10 protein-coding genes are annotated in these 16812 nt (G+C 69.3%); 4 read left to right on the top strand and 6 right to left on the bottom strand.

The features are described from left to right. Window positions 1–7 precede the first annotated feature (7 nt). Complete coding sequence (locus tag HW274_RS07010) at window positions 8–1957, bottom strand: chloride channel protein (protein WP_185988466.1); 1950 nt, start codon at window positions 1955–1957, stop codon at window positions 8–10. Beyond that, window positions 1957–3987 carry a S9 family peptidase gene (locus HW274_RS07005; protein WP_185988465.1) on the bottom strand — a complete coding sequence of 677 codons (2031 nt, stop codon included), beginning with the start codon at window positions 3985–3987 and terminating at the stop codon, window positions 1957–1959. Before HW274_RS07005 ends, HW274_RS07010 begins: the two co-directional genes overlap by 1 nt. Before the next feature lie 350 nt (window positions 3988–4337). On the opposite strand from HW274_RS07005, the gene dxs reads away from it, so the two are divergent. The 4 genes from dxs (at window position 4338) to pflA (ending at window position 10105) form a co-directional block, all read left to right on the top strand. Next, on the top strand, window positions 4338–6395 hold the full coding sequence (gene dxs / locus HW274_RS07000; RefSeq protein WP_185988464.1) for a 1-deoxy-D-xylulose-5-phosphate synthase: 2058 nt from the start codon (window positions 4338–4340) through the stop codon (window positions 6393–6395). 374 nt (window positions 6396–6769) lie between these two features. After that, entirely contained in the window at window positions 6770–8884 is a 2115-nt protein-coding gene (gene pflB / locus HW274_RS06995) for a formate C-acetyltransferase (protein WP_101587458.1), read from the top strand. Window positions 8885–8960: 76 nt separating this feature from the next. Continuing rightward, complete coding sequence (gene grcA2 / locus HW274_RS06990) at window positions 8961–9206, top strand: autonomous glycyl radical cofactor GrcA2 (RefSeq protein WP_009406209.1); 246 nt, start codon at window positions 8961–8963, stop codon at window positions 9204–9206. Between the two features lie 23 nt (window positions 9207–9229). Continuing rightward, window positions 9230–10105, top strand: a complete 876-nt coding sequence (pflA, locus tag HW274_RS06985) for a pyruvate formate-lyase-activating protein (RefSeq protein WP_075254244.1) — start codon at window positions 9230–9232, stop codon at window positions 10103–10105. Window positions 10106–10216: 111 nt separating this feature from the next. Here pflA and HW274_RS06980 read toward each other — a convergent pair whose 3' ends face one another. The 4 genes from HW274_RS06980 to treY form a co-directional block, all read right to left on the bottom strand. Then, on the bottom strand, window positions 10217–11491 hold the full coding sequence (locus HW274_RS06980; RefSeq protein WP_081376224.1) for an HRDC domain-containing protein: 1275 nt from the start codon (window positions 11489–11491) through the stop codon (window positions 10217–10219). 98 nt (window positions 11492–11589) lie between these two features. Further along, entirely contained in the window at window positions 11590–12195 is a 606-nt protein-coding gene (locus HW274_RS06975) for a DUF3000 domain-containing protein (RefSeq protein ID WP_075405413.1), read from the bottom strand. 156 nt (window positions 12196–12351) lie between these two features. Further along, the gene (treZ, locus tag HW274_RS06970; RefSeq protein WP_185988463.1) at window positions 12352–14151 is read right to left on the bottom strand and encodes a malto-oligosyltrehalose trehalohydrolase; all 1800 of its coding nucleotides are present in this window, start codon (window positions 14149–14151) and stop codon (window positions 12352–12354) included. Next, window positions 14148–16781 (bottom strand): malto-oligosyltrehalose synthase, encoded by a 2634-nt coding sequence (gene treY, locus HW274_RS06965; protein WP_185988462.1) that lies wholly within the window; start codon window positions 16779–16781, stop codon window positions 14148–14150. Before treY ends, treZ begins: the two co-directional genes overlap by 4 nt. Between the last annotated feature and the right edge of the window lie 31 nt (window positions 16782–16812).

Here is a 16812-nt window from a genome sequence, read left to right as displayed (position 1 = left end):
CGGACTCTCATCGGCGCCTGGAACGGCGCGAGCTGCGCGAGCTGACTCGGCTGATACGGCTGATTCTTCCGATTCTGCGCCGAGGAACCGAGCGGGAGTGCCACCTGTCCTGAAGCCGTGAGCCCCAGGAGGTGTAGGTTGCGGCGGCTGTGCGAGCCTGCGCCTGGGCCTCGTAGACCCGTTCGACGACGATCCTCTGGGACACCCAGCCCACCAGCTCCTCCGCACCGGAGCCAGCGGCGCGGGCGACCACGGGAAGCCCCTCCAGGCGGGTATCGGTCAGGGCCTGAAGCACGTCAGTCGCCTCGTCCTTGCCGTCCAGACGGTCACGGACCAGCGACAGGTCTGCCACCGTCGCCGGCTGGGCAGAGGCGTCGTCGGAGTCCTCGCTCAGGAGCGCCCCGGCGAGCTGCGCGGCCGTCACACAACCGAGCAGCTCGCCGGTGCCCCCCTGTCCGGTGGCGACCACGGGCAGGGCCGAGAGGCCACGCCGGCTCATCACGGAGGCGGCCTGGCTGAGCGATGCCGTGGCCTGGAGTACCGCGGGCGGGTCCACCATGAGCCGGGAGGCGCGGGTGCGTCGCAGGAGCGTGGTGGCCATCGGATCCTCGACATCCTCTCCGCGACGACGCAGCTCCTCGGTGAACAGTGTGCCGCGTGACAGGAACCGGCTGATGAAGGTGGCCAGCACCGTCGCCAGCATGAGGGGCACCAGGAGCGCGTGCTGCCCGGTCATCTCGATGATGAGCAGGACCGCCGTCATCGGGGCGCGAGCCGCACCGGCGAAGACCGCCCCCATGCCGATGACCCCGAAGACCCCGGCGGCCGGCGCGTAGCTGGGAGCCACGAGGGTGCCGAAGGCGGCACCGAGCGTCCCACCGATGAACAGGGACGGGGCGAACACCCCGCCGACGAAACCCATTCCCAGGGTCAAGGAGGTCGCCAGCATCTTGGCCACGCACAGCACCAGTAGCAGTGTCAGCGTGTAGCGTCCCGCCAGCGCCCGGTTGAGAGCGGCTGATGACTCGCCGTACATCTCGGGCAGAACCAGGAGAGTCGCACCGACCGCCAGCCCGCCAATGCCCGGCCGTGCCCAGATCGGAACGCCCAAGCGCTGCCAGGCGCGGGTCAGGGCGTCGAGGATGACGAAGCGAAGACGCATGAAGCCGATACCGATGCCCCCGCCCACGACGCCCAGCAGCGCGACCCAGCCCAGCTGGGCGTCACCGGACAGGTCCAGGTAGGGGAGTGACAGCGACAGCGTCGTCCCCAGCAGGTGGTGCGACAGGACCGTCGAGGACACGCAGGCCAGGACGATGACGATGAAGGCGTCGGCGCTGAAGCCCATGAGGATGACTTCCAGGGCGAAGAAGGCCCCCGCCAGCGGCGCGTTGAAGGCGGAGGCGATGCCGGCGGCCGTTCCGGCGGCGGCCAGGTGGCGGATCGAGGACCGGCGCAGCCGCAGCCCCCGTCCGATGATGCTCGCCGTCGACGCGCCCAGCTCGGCGATCGGCCCCTCCGGGCCGACCGAGCCCCCGCCACCGATCGTCAGCGCGGCCGACGTCGTCGCGGCCAGAGCCGGCAGGGGCGCCATGGTGCCGTCGCCGTGGCGAGTGGACCAGATGACGCCGGCCACCCCGTGGCCCGTGGGGGTCCGGCCCAGTCGGGACATCAACGGTCCTGTCAGTAGGCCGGAGAGCATCGGGGTGACCAGGACGAACCAGGTTCCCAGAGGCGCAAGGAGCCCGACCGAGGGCCCCATCGACACGGTGTAGTCGTCGGCTCCGCTCAGCAGCTGGGACCAGGCGTCGATTCCCAGCCGGAACAGCACCGCCCCCAGGCCCGAGGCGAGCCCTACCAGCACCGCCAGGATGTAGAGGCCGAAGCGATGATGTCGGAAGAGGCTGCCTGCGCGCCGCGACAGGGGGGTGGACAGCCTCCTCCAGACGCGATCCATCAGTGCAGGTTCTCCACCTTGACGGTGAAGGTCTCCTCCTCGTCCTGCCCCTCGGCGTGGGAGGAGGCTGCGCCGATGCTCCACACCTGCCGGTAGAAGCTCAGCTCGGCCTCGTAACGCCGCCGGATGTTCGCCGCCAGACGGAAGCCGTGGCCCTCACCCTGGAAGACCTCCAGGGCCACCGGGGCGCCGGCCTCCTTGAGGGCCTTGTACATGGCGGTGGCCTGCTCTGCCGGGACGATCGGATCCTCCGAGCCCTGGATGAGCAGCAGTGGGACGTTGATGTCCTCGATGTGGTTGATGGGGCTGCGCTCATCGAGCACCGGGTCGTCGATGTCCTGGGTGCCTATGAGCTGGCCGATGTAGTGCGACTCGAACTTGTGGGTGGTGTGCACCAGCCTCTTGAGGTCGGTCACCCCGAAGCAGGAGCTGGCCGCCGTGAACACGGAGGAGCGGGTGATGGCCGACAGCACCGTGAAGCCTCCGGCTGAACCTCCGCGGATTGCGATACGGCGCGGGTCCACGAGTCCGGCGTCGACCAGGTGCTGGGCCCCGTTGACGCAGTCGTCGACGTCGTAGATGCCCCACTTGCCCTCCAGGGCCTTGCGGTAGCCGGTTCCGTAGCCCATGGAGCCGCGGTAGTTGACGTCCAGATAGCCGAAGCCCCGGCTGGTCCAGTACTGGATGCGTAGGTCGTAGCCGGGGACCGCCGTGGCCGTCGGTCCGCCGTGGACGTTGACGATCAGCGGCGCCAGCTCGTCGTCGGGGCCAGTGTGAGAGGCCGAGGTCGGCGGGTAGTAGAAGCCGTGGGCGGCGGCGCCGTCGCTGGTGGGCCAGGAGACCGGCTCGGGGAAGGACACCCCGGTGCCCTCAGGCACGAACTCGCCCGAGCCGCGCAGCACCTTCACCGTTCCGTTCTTGACCTCCACAATGCTGGGCATCGACATCTCATTGGAGGCCAGCATGACGACGCGACCGGCGTTGGAGGCGACGTTGCCGATCGGCTGCCACCCCACGTTCCACTCCTCGAGCTCCCCGTTGGCGAGCTTGATGGTCCCCAGGTGCGAGACCGCATCGCGGGCCCAGGAGGTGATGATGTGCTCGGAGTCGAGCACGTCGAAGGAGTGCGGCCCCAGCTGCCAGGAGGCAGGGTTGGTGAAGGTGGCCTCTGCCGGGTGCAGGGGGCGGGTGCGCAGCTTCTCCGACCAGCCGGTGCGGTTGGTGCCGCGTACCGGGAAGCCCTCAGTGCGGTAGAGGTTCCAGAAGCCCGAGGCGTTGGAGCCGTGCACCAGCTCGCACTCCTCGGTCCAGCGGGGCTCGGAGACCGAGTGCCCGTTGCCGCCGTCCACCAGCGTCTGCTCGCCTAGTGCCCCGTCTGGGCCGAGGTCCCCCACGTGCAGGCTGGCGTTGTCCCACGGCATCCCCGGGTGGTTCCAGGTGATCCAGGCCAGGTGCTCGCCGTCGGGGGACAGCGTCGGGGCGACCACGAAGTCCGTGCCCGACACCAGTGTGCGCACGCGGGAGTCATCGCGGGCGGCCGAGCCGTCCAAAGGAATGGCGACCAGGGTGTTCACGGCCTCGCCGCCGCCTCGGTGGTCCTCGCGGACCGCGTAGACCAAGCCCCGGCCCGTGTCGATCTCCAGGTCGCCGTGTCGCACGTCCCCGTAGATCGTGAGCGGGACCAGGCCCCGCATGCGGTGCGCCACGTCGTACCGGTAGAGGCGCCCGTCCCCGGCGTGCGAGACCACGATGATCCCGCTGTCGACGGCGTAGGCCCTCCCTCCGTACTCGTGCACCCGGGTGCGCACATCGACCAGCTCGTCGGCGGGTGTCAGCGGAAGCACCTCACCGATCTGTCCGTCACCGTTGCGGCGGAGCAGCACGTTGCGGCCCGCCTGTGAGGCGCGCTGCTCCACCCAGTAGGTGTCTGCGCCGTCAACGCGGACCTGGGAGAGCAGGACCGTCCGGGTCGTGATGGTGCCCGGGGTGATGGGCGAGGGCCAGGTACCGAAAGGGGCTGTGGTGCTCATGGTTCCTCCTGGAGGGCAGTCCTGAGGGGCGGTCGGGCGATCAGGAACGCCGTTGACCGGCGGGCGCGGACGGTTCGACACCCAAGGCATACAGTACGTGCTCAGCCGTGACCCGCGTGACACGTGGCCGTACAGTGGTCGGGGCGGCTCTATGCTGAGCACCCTCGGTCCGCTCAGGAGCGTCGTTCCGGGCAGCCGTTGGGTCCCCGGGCCCGGGAAGGGGACTCCTGAGAAGAACCCTTCGCCGCGTCAACGGCTACCCTGTCCCGAGTGCCGCTTCAGCGACCCGCCGCGGCTCGCTCTTGAGCGACTCGAACAACTCGTCACCACCTTCGACAAGGAGGCGCACCGTGCCAGCAGCTGCTGAGCGCCCGGGAGGGCCCGCCGGACGGACCGGCAAGGCGCTCCTGCCGTGCGTGCGCAAGCCCGCCGACCTCGATCGGCTCACCAGCGAGCAGCTGGTGACGCTCGCCTCGGAGATCCGCCAGCATCTTGTCGCCTCGGTGGCGCGCACCGGCGGCCACCTCGGCCCCAACCTCGGGGTCGTCGAGCTGACGATCGCGCTGCACCGCACCTTCCGCTCACCGCGGGACACCATCGTGTTCGACACCGGCCACCAGGCCTACGTCCACAAGCTGCTCACCGGCCGTCAGGACTTCTCTCATCTGCGCGAGCGCGGCGGCCTGTCCGGATACCCCTCACGGGCCGAGTCCGTCCACGACGTCGTGGAGAACTCCCACGCCTCGACCTCCCTGTCCTGGGCCGACGGCATCGCCCGGGCCAACCACCTGCAGGGTCACGACGAGCGCCACGTCGTCGCCGTCATCGGGGACGGGGCCATGACCGGGGGAATGGCCTGGGAGGCTCTGGACAACATCGCCGACTCCTCGGACCGCCATCTGGTCATCGTCGTCAACGACAACGGCCGCTCCTACGCCCCCACCATCGGGGGACTGGCCCACCACCTCGACGCGCTGCGCACCAATCCCGGTTACGAGCGTGTCCTGTCCGGGGTCAAGCGGACGCTCCTGTCGCAGGGCGCCCCCGGTCGGGCCGCCTTCGACGCCCTGCACGGACTCAAACGGGGGCTCAAGGACGTCCTAGTTCCCTCGGCCTTCTTCGAGGACCTGGGGATCAAGTACACCGGACCGGTCGACGGCCACGACATCACGGCCGTCGAGTTCGCCCTCACTCGCGCCCGCGAGTACGCCGAACCGGTCATCGTCCACGTCATCACCGAGAAGGGGCGGGGCTACACCCCGGCCGAGGAGCACGTCCCCGACCGCTTCCACGCGGTGGGCCAGATTCATCCCGAGACCGGTTTGCCGGTGGTGGCCGAGCGTTTCGGCTGGACCGCCGTCTTCGCCGAGGAGATCGTCTCCCTGGCCCGCGGCGATGAACGGATCGTCGGGGTCACCGCCGCCATGCAGGCCCCGGTGGGCCTCCAGCCCCTGGCCGATGAGATGCCTACTCGGGTCATCGACGTCGGCATCGCCGAGCAGCACGCGCTGACCTTCTCCGCCGGCCTCGCCTTCGCCGGCATGCACCCGGTGGTGGCCCTCTACGCGACCTTCCTCAACCGCGCCTTCGACCAGGTGCTCATGGATGTCGCCCTGCACCGGGCGGGAGTGACGATCGTCCTGGACCGGGCCGGAATCACGGGAACTGACGGGGCCAGCCACAACGGCATGTGGGACATGGCGCTGCTGGCGCACGTTCCTGGTCTGCACCTGGCGGCCCCCCGCGATGAGGCGACGCTGCGCGAGAGCCTGCGCACGGCCGTGAGCACAGGTGATGCCCCCACGGTCGTGCGCTACCCCAAGGGCGCGCTGCCCGAACCCCTGACTGCGTTGCGACGCCTCGCCCGGGGAGCGGAGGAACCGAGGGCAGGCAAGGAGTCGGTGCACGAGGAGACGCCGCACGTGAGTGCCTTCGACGTCGTCGATGTCCTGCTCGAGAGCCGCCCGCCTGCCGGTGGTGCGCGGATCCTGCTGGTAGGCGTGGGTGCCATGGCCTCCCAGGCCTACGAGGCCGGTAGGCTCCTTGAGCAGGATGGGCACGCCGTCACCGTGGTGCATCCGCACTGGGTGATTCCTGCCCCGGCTCCTCTCGTGACTGCCGCGGCTGATGTGGACGTCGTCGTCGTGGTCGAGGACGGTCTGGTCGACGGCGGTATCGGTTCCCAGCTGCGTGACGCGGTCGAGGAGTACCAGGCCGCCCACGGCGCTACCGGGTGTTCGCCGGTCTTCCGTCGCATCGGCGTGCCGCGCCAGTTCGTCGACACGGCCACCCGCGCTCAGCTGATGGAGGACTTCGGCATGCGAGCGGCTGATATCGCTCAGGCGGCCCGCAGGGCGGCCGACGGCGCCGCAGGCGCCCGCACCGACCAGGACCTTAGGGCCGAGTAGGGCAACGCAGGAGGCGCCTCGGCTCCAGCTCGTCGCGCAGTAGGCGGAATCCGCTGGGACACCTGTCCTAATCGTTCTGATAGGTTGACGCGTTAGGAACGCGACCCCATTCGTCTTCGTTGTCGAAGGCTAGGAGGAAGTGGCGGCCGATGCCGGATATCCGCCCAACGAGTCGATATAGGGACTTATGTCCTGGATTGCGGCGGCGGTGATCGACCTGTGAGTCATCTAACCGGCTCTTCTTGGGACCAGCGACCCACAAGCCTTCCTCTGAGTTCTAGTCTGAGATCGACGGCGCGCCGATGTGCCGCCTCGCCTCATAAGGGCGATCACAACCGGGTGGCTCTCCGGTCACCCACATGAGGAGGGCACGGATGACCACTGAGGTCACAACATCTGCCACCACGGCGAGCGGCAATGACGCCTGGGAAGGCTTCGTTACCGGACCGTGGACCGAGGACATTGACGTCCGCGACTTCATCCAGCGCAACTACACCCCCTACGACGGTGACGCTTCGTTCCTCGCCGACGCCACGGACAAGACCCTGCGTCTGTGGGACACCCTGGAGAAGGACTACCTCTCCGAGGAGCGCAAGGTCCGCATCCTCGACGTCGACACCCATACCCCCGCCGACATCGACGCATTCCCGGCCGGCTACATCAGCGAGGACGATGACGTCATCGTTGGTCTGCAGACGGACTCCCCGCTGCGTCGCGCCATGATGCCCAACGGCGGCTGGCGCATGGTGGAGACCGCCATCAAGGAGGCGGGCAAGGAGGTCGACCCCGAGGTCAAGAAGATCTTCACCCGCTACCGCAAGACCCACAACGACGCCGTCTTCGACATCTACACCCCGCGCATCCGCGCGGCGCGCTCCAGCCACATCATCACCGGTCTGCCCGACGCCTACGGCCGTGGTCGCATCATCGGTGACTACCGCCGCGTGGCGCTCTACGGCGTCGACTTCCTCATCGAGCAGAAGCAGAAGGCCAAGGACGCCGTAGCGGACGAGCCCTTCTCCGAGCACTGGGCCCGCTACCGCGAGGAGCACTCCGAGCAGATCAAGGCGCTCAAGAAGCTCAAGGTCATGGCCGCCTCCTACGGTTACGACATCTCCGGGCCGGCCAAGAACGCCCACGAGGCGGTCCAGTGGACCTACTTCGCCTACTTGGCCTCCGTGAAGTCCCAGGACGGCGCCGCCATGAGCATCGGCCGTCTCTCGGCCTTCCTGGACATCTACTTCGAGCGGGACCTGCGCAACGGGGTCATCGACGAGACCCGCGCCCAGGAGCTCATCGACAACATCGTCATGAAGCTGCGCATCACCCGCTTCCTGCGCACCATCGACTACGACCAGATCTTCTCCGGCGACCCCTACTGGGCCACCTGGTCCGACGCCGGTTTCGGTGAGGACGGTCGTGCCCTGGTCACCAAGACCTCCTTCCGTCTGCTGCAGACCCTGCGCAACCTCGGTCCGGCCCCGGAGCCGAACATCACGATCTTCTGGGACGAGAACCTGCCGCAGGGTTACAAGGACTTCTGCGCCCTCATCTCGATCACGACCTCCTCCATCCAGTACGAGGCCGACGAGCAGATCCGTGAGCACTGGGGCGATGACGCCGCGATCGCCTGCTGCGTGTCCCCGATGCGCGTGGGCAAGCAGATGCAGTTCTTCGGCGCCCGCGTCAACTCCGCCAAGGCCCTGCTCTACGCCATCAACGGTGGCCGCGACGAGATGACCGGCAAGCAGGTCGTCACCGGTCTGCCCGGCGTCGAGGGCGACGGCCCCCTCGACTTCGACGAGGTCTGGGACAAGTACGAGAAGATGCTCGACTGGGTGGTGGCCACCTACGTCGAGGCCCTCAACATCATCCACTACTGCCACGACCGCTACGCCTACGAGTCCATCGAGATGGCGCTGCACGACTCCGACATCGTGCGCACCATGGGCTGCGGTATCGCCGGTCTGTCGATCGTGGCCGACTCCCTGGCGGCCATCAAGTACGCCAAGGTCACCCCGGTTCGCGACGAGACCGGCCTGGTGGTCGACTACGTCACCGAGGGTGACTTCCCGATCTACGGCAATGACGACGACCGCGCCGACGACATCGCCGCCACCGTGGTCCACACGATCATGTCCAAGATCAAGGCCCAGCCCTTCTACCGGGACGCCATCCCGACCCAGTCGGTGCTGACGATCACCTCCAACGTGGTCTACGGCAAGGCGACCGGCTCCTTCCCCTCGGGGCACCAGAAGGGCACCCCCTTCTCGCCCGGGGCCAACCCGGAGAACGGGATGGACACCCACGGCATGGTCGCCTCGATGCTCAGTGTCGGCAAGCTCGACTACAACGACGCCCTCGACGGCATCTCGCTGACCAACACGATCACCCCGCAGGGGCTGGGCCGCACTCTTGACGAGCGCGTCGCCAACCTCGTGGGCATTCTCGACGCCGGCTTCGTCCCCGACGACTGCGCCGAGATCTGATCGAGCCGCTCACCCGGCCGATCACCCCGCAGCAATTTCTCACACATCGATCACATCACCTCAGAAAGGGGCCACCATGGCCACGTACGAAGAGCGCCTCGCCTCCATGAAGGCACAGCGTCAGGACAACGGCGGCGTCAAGGGCCTGTACCACGCCAACATCAACGTCCTGGACCGCAACACCCTCGAGGACGCGATGGAGCACCCGGAGAACTACCCGAACCTCACGGTTCGCGTCTCCGGCTACGCCGTCAACTTCGTCAAGCTGACTCGTGAGCAGCAGCTTGACGTTCTTCACCGCACCTTCCACTCCCAGGCCTGAGCCCTGGAGCACGGCGAGCGGTCATGACGCAGACCACGACGACCGTGCGCGATGGCGGTCGGGACCAGGACTTCCTGGCCCCGGCCGCCCGCTTGCGCGGTGCGGGTATCGGCGGGCTCGAGGAGCTGACGGATCTTCAACGCTCGGAGCGCCTGGCTCGGATGCGCGATGGCGAGCTGGGCTCGATCCACTCCTGGGAGCTCGTGACCGCGGTGGACGGTCCCGGCACCCGGATGACGGTCTTCCTCAACGGATGCCCTCTGCGGTGCCAGTACTGCCACAATCCTGACACCTTCCTCATGAAGGACGGGGAACCGGTGGAGGCCTCGGAGCTTCTCCGCCGCATGCGCCGCTACCGGGGGGTGTTCCGCGCGTCCAAGGGCGGGATCACGCTGTCGGGCGGTGAGGTCCTCATGCAGCCGGCCTTCGCGGGCAGGCTCTTGGCCGGGGCCAAGAAGATGGGCATCCACACCTGCATCGACACCTCAGGGTTCCTGGGTGCCAATGCCAGCGATGAGATGCTCGACAACATCGACCTGGTCCTGCTCGACGTCAAGAGCGGTGACGAGGAGACCTACAAGAAGGTGACGGGGCGCTCCTTGGCCCCGACCATCACCTTCGGTGACCGTCTGGCGGCCAAGGGGATCGAGATCTGGGCCCGGTTCGTGCTGGTCCCGGACCTGACGGATAACCCTGAGAACGTCCACAACGTGGCCCGGATCATTGAGCGCTGGGGCTCGGTCAGCCGCGTCGAGGTGCTGCCCTTCCACCAGATGGGTACCGACAAGTGGGACGCCCTGGGACTGACCTATCAGCTTCGTGACACCAGGCCCCCGGAACCGGAGCTGGTGGAGTCCACTCGCGCGATCTTCCGCTCCTACGGCTTCGAGGTTCACTAACGCCTGCGAAGGTCACTGGTTTCTCGAGCCGAGCTCCTCTGGCGAGAATCACGTTGTGCGCCGTCCACGTCGCCGTGGGCGGCGCACTGCGGTACGCGCGGTGACGGCGTGTCAGCCCAGTGCTGTGGCGAGGGCGGGGGAGGCCTGCTCGATCTGCCACGGCCTAGCTCCCATGGCGGCGAGGCGCTCACTGATCTCCTGAGCAGTGATCCTGCTGGTACGTCCGGCTTCGATCTCCGCGCCGAGGTCCCAGGCCAGATGACGTTGGCACTCCGGGGTCAGAAGGAGCTCCTGGGGCACGCGGATCTCCTCAGCGTGCCGCCTGATGGCCGCGCGTACCTCGGTGAGCCGCTCGGCGGCCGCGGCGTGGTGGCGCTGCCAGGAGCGCGGATGGGGGAGCTCGCCGGGCGCCAGTGGTGCGCGGGTGGGGGGAAGCTCGTCGTCGGGCAGCTCCAGGGCGCGTTCGATGGCCCTCCACCAGCGCTCCTGGTTCTGGCGGGCCTGGCGGGAGGAGAACTCCTTGAGGGCGCTCATCTTGCGTCGTGACCGGGGGCGGGCGACGGCGGCGGCGACGAGTGCTTGGTGGGGCAGGACCTTGGAGGGGGTGCGGTCCAGCTCTGCGGCCAGCTGCTCGCGCGAGTTCCACAGCTCGCGCAGGATGGCCAGTGAGCGGGGGGAGCGCACGGAGCTTCCTGCTCGGGGGGTCTTGCGCCATGGGTCGACCTTGGCCGGTCTGGCCGGTTTGGTGCGCACGTGCTCGAACTCTTGGGCGGCCCACTGGTCCTTGCCGGCTGCGTCGAGCTCGGTGGCCAGGGCGTCGCGCAGGTCGATGAGCAGCTCGACGTCGAGGGCGGCGTAGGCGAGCCAGGAGGCGGGCAGGGGACGGGTGGACCAGTCCGCGGCCGCGTGGTCCTTGGCCAGGCGCAGGCCCAGGGTCTCCTCAATGACGGCGCCGAGCCCGACGTGCTGTCGGCCCAGGAGGCGGGCTGCCAGCTCGGTGTCGAACAGGGAGGCGGCCTTCAGGCCGCGCGCGGTCAGGCAGGGGATGTCCTGGTCGGCTGCGTGGAGGATCCACTCGGGTCCGTCGAGGGCTGCAGCCAGCTCGGTCAGGGGCCCGGTGGTGACCGGATCGATGAGCAGGGTGCCGACGCCGTCCCGGCGCAGCTGGATGAGGTAGGCGTCCTGTCCGTAGCGGAAGCCGGAGGCGCGTTCGGCATCGACGGCGATGGGGCCTCGACCGGCCGCCAGGAGCTGAGCGGCTCGGTTCAGCTGGGTGGGGGTGGCGGTGATCTCGGGGAGCCCGTCCTTGGGGCGGGGGTAGTCGACGATGTCGTGCGGGTTGATGGGATGGTCTGTTGTGCCAGGGGGGACGGCTGGGCGGGGCACGGCCGAGGATGCGGCTGGGCGGGGCACGGCCGAGGATGCAGCTGGGCGGGGCACGGCCGAGGATGCAGCTGGGCGGGGCACGCCGGTGCGGCGGGGCGTCACCTTCCGGCTCCGGCGAGGGTGAGGGGGTGGACCGCGGCCGGTTCATGGCCGGAGGCGACCAGCAGCAGCTCGTGCCAGGCGGTGAGGTGTGGGCCGAGCTGGGGGGTCGTGGGGGACCAGGACGCCCGGATCTCGGCATGGGCGCAGGAGTCGGTGAGGATCAGCCCGCCGAAGGTCTCGGACAGGACCCTGGTGACGGTTCCGACCAGTGCGTGGTATCCGGCACGGGAGTCCTCCAGGCCGTCGGTGAGCCAGCTCCAGGCGGCGGACTCGAAGACGGGGTCCATGCCGATCTCGTTGTCGATGCGGGCGCGCGCCTGCACCACGATGCGGAAGTCCCCGTCCCAGGCCTCTTGGCCGTCGGGGTCGTGGAGGACGACGAAGCGTCCGGTGGCCACGGGGGTGGCTCCTACTGTCTCCACCGTCTCAGCGCTCAGGGCGGCGGAGAAGGGGGCCAGCTTCTTGGGGGCGGGCACCTCCTCCATGAGGAGCCCTCGGGGGCGGGGCGCGTCGCGAAGGGACAGGAGTGCTTCCTCGAATCGTTCGGGGATGCCACCTGCCTCGTTCTGACGCGGCCTACCGTTGACAGTCACGGATGCCACGCTAGTGCGCTACCGCAGTGGGCACATGAAGCCACGCCGCTGGGAGGGTTGCATTGTGTCAACGAGGTGCCTGCCTTTCTGAACGAATGTGCATCGGCCGCCTCCGGTTCGCCGGTATCTGGTCGGCCGGCTGGGGAAGCCGCCTGGCGGGACTGGTCAGCGTCGGGCGATGAGCGTCTGTCCGGCCGGCAGGCAGGACGGGTCGGATCCGACCGGGGCCCAGGACAGGAGCACCTCGCCCAGCTCGGGAGCGGGCCGTGGCCTCCCGGAGAGGTTGGTGACCACGACGATGTCCTCGTAGGTCACGGTGACAACGTCGTCGGCCTCATCGATCTGCGGCCACGCGGTGCGCTGGGACCAGGCCAGCTCGCGGCGCAGGGCGGTCAGTGCCCGGTACCAGGCCAGCATGCGGGTGTGCTCGGTCTGCTCAAGCTCGGACCAGTCCAGGCGCGAGGTCTCGACGGTCGCGGCGTCCTGGGGGTCGGGGATCTCGTTGGCGTCCCAGCCGAAGCCGGCGAACTCCCGGGCGCGCCCCTGGCTGACGCTGCGGGCCAGGTCCTCCTCCTCGTGGTCGGTGAAGAACTGGAAGGGGGTGCGGGTTCCCCACTCCTCGCCCATGAAGAGCATGGGCGTGTAGGGCGACAGGAGCACCAGGGCGGCAGTGGCGGCCAGGGCGGCGTCGTCGAGACCGGCCGAGGGACGGTCCCCGACGGCTCGGTTGCCGATCTGGTCGTGGTTGGATCCGAAGACGACGAAGCGCCTGGGGTCGGTGTCCTCGGGGACGGGGGCGCCCCAGACCCGGTCCCGGAAGGTGGACCAGGTGCCGTTGTGGAGGAAGGCGCCGCTGTAGGCCTTGGTCCATGCCCCGGGCTCGGCGAAGTCGGCGTAGTAGCCCTGCGCCTCCCCGGTGATCCGTGAGTGCAGGGCGTGGTGGACGTCGTCGGCCCACTGGGCGGTCATACCCAGGCTGGGAGTTGCGGCAGGGGGCTCCTGATCGATGGGGGTGATGACTCCGACGTCGTTGAGGTCTGCCTCGGCCACCAGGCTCAGGGGGCGGCCCAGCTCGGCGGACAGCGCGGCCACGGCGTTGGAGAGCTCGGCCAGGACGTGCGCCTGTGGAGGGTCGGCGGCTGCGGCGTCGTCCTTGATCTCGTGGATGGCGTCCAGGCGTAGGGCGTCGATGTGGAAGTCGCGCAGCCAGCGCAGGGCCGAGTCGATGACGAAGGCGCGCACCTGATGACTGCCGTCGTGGTCGTAGTTGACGGCCTCGCCCCAGGGCGTGTGATGGGCGGGAGTGAAGTAGGGGCCGAAGACGCTGAGGTAGTTGCCCGACGGGCCCAGGTGGTTGTAGACGACGTCGAGGCACACGCCGATGCCGGCGCGGTGGGCGGCGTCGACGAAGCGCATGAGGGCCTCGGGGCCCCCGTAGGCCGCGTGGACGGCCCAGAGGCCCACCCCGTCGTAGCCCCACCCGGCTCGGCCGGGGAAGGCGGCCAGGGGCATGAGCTCGACGATGTCGACGCCCAGCTCGGCCAGGTGATCGAGCCGGGAGATGGCGCCGTCCAGGGTGCCCTCGGGGGTGAAGGTGCCCACGTGGAGCTCGTAGATGACTGAGCCGAGCAGGTCCTTGCCCGTCCAGTCCTGATCGGTCCACTGCCAGGCGGTCGGGTCCACGGTTCGTGAGGGGCCGTGGACGCCGTGGGGCTGCAGGGCGCTGCGGGGGTCGGGGCGGTCGGGGGAGCCGTCGACCCGGAAGGCGTAGTCGGTGCCCGGCTCCAGGTCGAAGGGGGCAGTCCACCAGCCGTCGGGGGCCGGGACCATGTCGACCAGCCGGTCATCCAGCCCCTCATCGCCGGGCAGGTGCAGCTCGACCCGCCTCGCCGTGGGGGCCCACACGGGAACGCGGGGGCTCACGGGCAGGGCCGGGGATTGCCAGGTCCGGGGCGTCGGGCTCATCGGGTGGCCTCCTGTTCCTGGGCGGCGTGGTCCGAGTCGGTCTGGGAGTCGGGGGAGTCGGCTCTGGCCAGGACGACGACGGCATCGTCCCCGACTACCTCGGCCAGAGGCTGGGTGCCTCCCTCCACGGTGCCGGTGCGCAGGACGTGCTCCCAGGTCCCCTCCGGCAGGACGATGCTCTCCTCGCGCCATCCCCCCAGCTGCTCGAGCCGCCGGGACAGGCGTCTGACGATGACGACGACGTCGGGGATCTCATCGAGCAGGCGGGCGTAGGCGAAGGCGAAGGAGGTGGTCACCGGGATCGTGCGGTAGCCCGAGCGGGGACCGACGAAGGTGTGGGGGCGGGCGGCGCGCAGGCGCGCCAGGCGGGAGGTGAGGAAGAGCTTGTCCTCATCCAGGTTGCGCGGTGCGGCTCCGGTGTCGAGGCGCTCCAGGGTGCTGATGAGACCTGAGGGTCCGGTGTAGTCGACCGCGCGGCGGTTGTCGGGGTCCACCAGTGAGGTGCGGGTGGTCTCGCTGCCCTGATAGATGTCGCTCACACCCATCCAGGTCAGGGCGAGCGCCTTGCCGGCGAGGATCGCAGTGCGCACGGACCTGGCCGTCAGGGCCGCGAAGGCCTCGAGCTCGGCGCGGACCTCCTCGCTGGTGAGCAGGTGGGTGGCGTAGTCGGTCAGGGCCTGCTCCCGAGCCAGGTCCGGGGCGGTCCAGGTGGTCCAGATCTTCTGCTCCCGGGAGGCTTTGACGAGGTAGGCGCTCAGGCGCTCGGGGGTCATGGGGTCGTCGCTGTCGGGCGCCCAGGTGCCCCACAGGGTCTGCCACAGCAGGTTCTCGCTGCGCCCGTCGAGGTCCAGGGGGCGGACCTGCGCGGTCATGGCGCGCAGACGGTGGATGAGTTCGCTCCACTCCTCGGCGTAGGAGGCCAGCACGTCCAGGCGGGCGCGCACGTCCTCACCGCGCTTGGTGTCGTGGGTGGTGGAGGTGACCATCGTGTCGGGCCAGGTGTTCTGAACCCGGTCGGCCCAGGCGTGGGCCTCATCGGCACTCAGCGCGAAGCCGGCCGGGTTGCCGCCGACCTCGGTGAGGCTGGTCAGGTGGGTCCAGCGGTAGAAGGCCGTGTCCTCCACTCCCTTGGCGGTGACAGCCCCGCACACCTGCTGGAAGCGGATGATGGCCTCGGTGCGCTCGGGGGACTCCGACAGGCCCTCGGAGCCGACCGGTTCACCCAGGAGGATGGCGACCACGAGGTCGAGGGTCTCTCCCTGGTCCGGCTCGAGGCGCTGGCGCGCCCGTTCGGCGTCCGCCTGGAGGACGGCGGCCGTCTCCGGACCGGGGGGCGTACCCGGAACGACGTAGACCCGGTACTGGTCCGCGGCCACGAGCAGCTCGACGACGCAGGCCCGCAGGTCGCGCAGGGTGTGGTCGCGCAGACGCACGTCCTGCGAGGTCAAGGAGTCCAGGATGCGGGCCAGACGGTCGACCTCCGCGGCCAGTGAGCCGGCGATGACCTCGCGCTTGGCCTCCTCGACGATGCGGTGGTAGTCCACGGGAGCGTCCCCGGCGATCTCCTGCATGAGCGCGCCCAGATGGGCAGCGCCGGCGGGGTCCACCTGGAGCTGGTCGATCCGCCAGGCGGCGTCGTAGCCGGTGGTTCCGGCCACTGGCCAGGAGGTGGGCAGGGACTCGTCGGGCGCCAGAATCTTTTCTGCGGCGATCCACGCACCGTCGGTGGCCTCGGCCAGCTGGGTGAGGTAGCCGCCGGGGTCGGCCAGGCCGTCGGGGTGGTCGACCCGCAGGGCGTTGATGACTCCGTCTCTCATGAGCTCGAGGATGAGACCGTGGCTTCCGGCGAAGACGTTGGGCTCCTCGACGCGGATCGCGGCCAGGGTACCGACGTCGAAGAACCGTCGGTAGTTGATCTCCTCGTCGCCGACCTTCCAGTAGGCCAGGCGGTAGTGCTGGCGCTCGACGAGGACGTGCATCGGCAGCGCCTCGGTGCCCTGGGCGACGGGAAAGGCGTGGTCGTAGTAGCGCAGGACCCACTGCTCGCCCAGATCCTCCTGCCCCGGAACCACCATCTGCTCGAGGGTGAGCTCCTCATCGGCCAGGACGGCGCCGATGCGCTTGCCCAGGATCGGCATGAGGATGGGCTCGTCCAGGGAGAGGTCGAACCAGGCGGCGTAGGGGGAATCCGGTCCCTCACGCAGCACCGACCACAGGGGCAGGTTGTGCCAGCCGGGGGTGGGCACGGCCATGTGGTTGGGGACGATGTCCACCACGACGCCCATGCCGTGGGCGTCGGCCTCAGCGGCCAGGGCCTCGAGCTGCTCCCGTCCGCCCATGACGGCCGAGACCCGGCGGTGATCGACGACGTCGTAGCCGTGGGTGGAGCCCGGCGCGGCGGTGAGGATCGGGGAGAGGTAGAGGTCGGTGACTCCCAGATCGGCCAGGTAGGGGACCAGGGCCTTGGCGTCTGCGAAAGTCAGGTCCTCACCGAGCTGGAGACGGTAGGTGGTCACCGGCGTGCGGTGCTCCGGAGCCGGCACGTGCCCCGACCACGGCGCGTAGGCGGGTGTCTCCGCAGAACCCGCCGAACCGGCCTGATCCACTGCTGCGTCCACTGCGTCGGTCATGTCACTTCCTGAAGCTCGTCTGGTCTGCGTC

The organism is Actinomyces sp. oral taxon 169, from assembly GCF_013394715.1.
GTDB lineage: Bacteria > Actinomycetota > Actinomycetes > Actinomycetales > Actinomycetaceae > Actinomyces.
The sequence above is the reverse complement of the archived record's forward strand: the minus strand, read 5'-3'. Positions and strand labels throughout refer to the sequence as shown.

Excerpts from the sequence above, each read along its gene's own strand:
- HW274_RS07005 (WP_185988465.1), bottom strand. The coding sequence starts at position 3,987 with ATGAGCACCACAGCCCCTTTCGGTACCTGGCCCTCGCCCATCACCCCG.
- HW274_RS07010 (WP_185988466.1), bottom strand. The coding sequence starts at position 1,957 with ATGGATCGCGTCTGGAGGAGGCTGTCCACCCCCCTGTCGCGGCGCGCA.
- pflB (WP_101587458.1), top strand. The coding sequence starts at position 6,770 with ATGACCACTGAGGTCACAACATCTGCCACCACGGCGAGCGGCAATGAC.
- treZ (WP_185988463.1), bottom strand. The coding sequence starts at position 14,151 with ATGAGCCCGACGCCCCGGACCTGGCAATCCCCGGCCCTGCCCGTGAGC.
- grcA2 (WP_009406209.1), top strand. The coding sequence starts at position 8,961 with ATGGCCACGTACGAAGAGCGCCTCGCCTCCATGAAGGCACAGCGTCAG.
- treY (WP_185988462.1), bottom strand. The coding sequence starts at position 16,781 with ATGACCGACGCAGTGGACGCAGCAGTGGATCAGGCCGGTTCGGCGGGT.
- pflA (WP_075254244.1), top strand. The coding sequence starts at position 9,230 with ATGACGCAGACCACGACGACCGTGCGCGATGGCGGTCGGGACCAGGAC.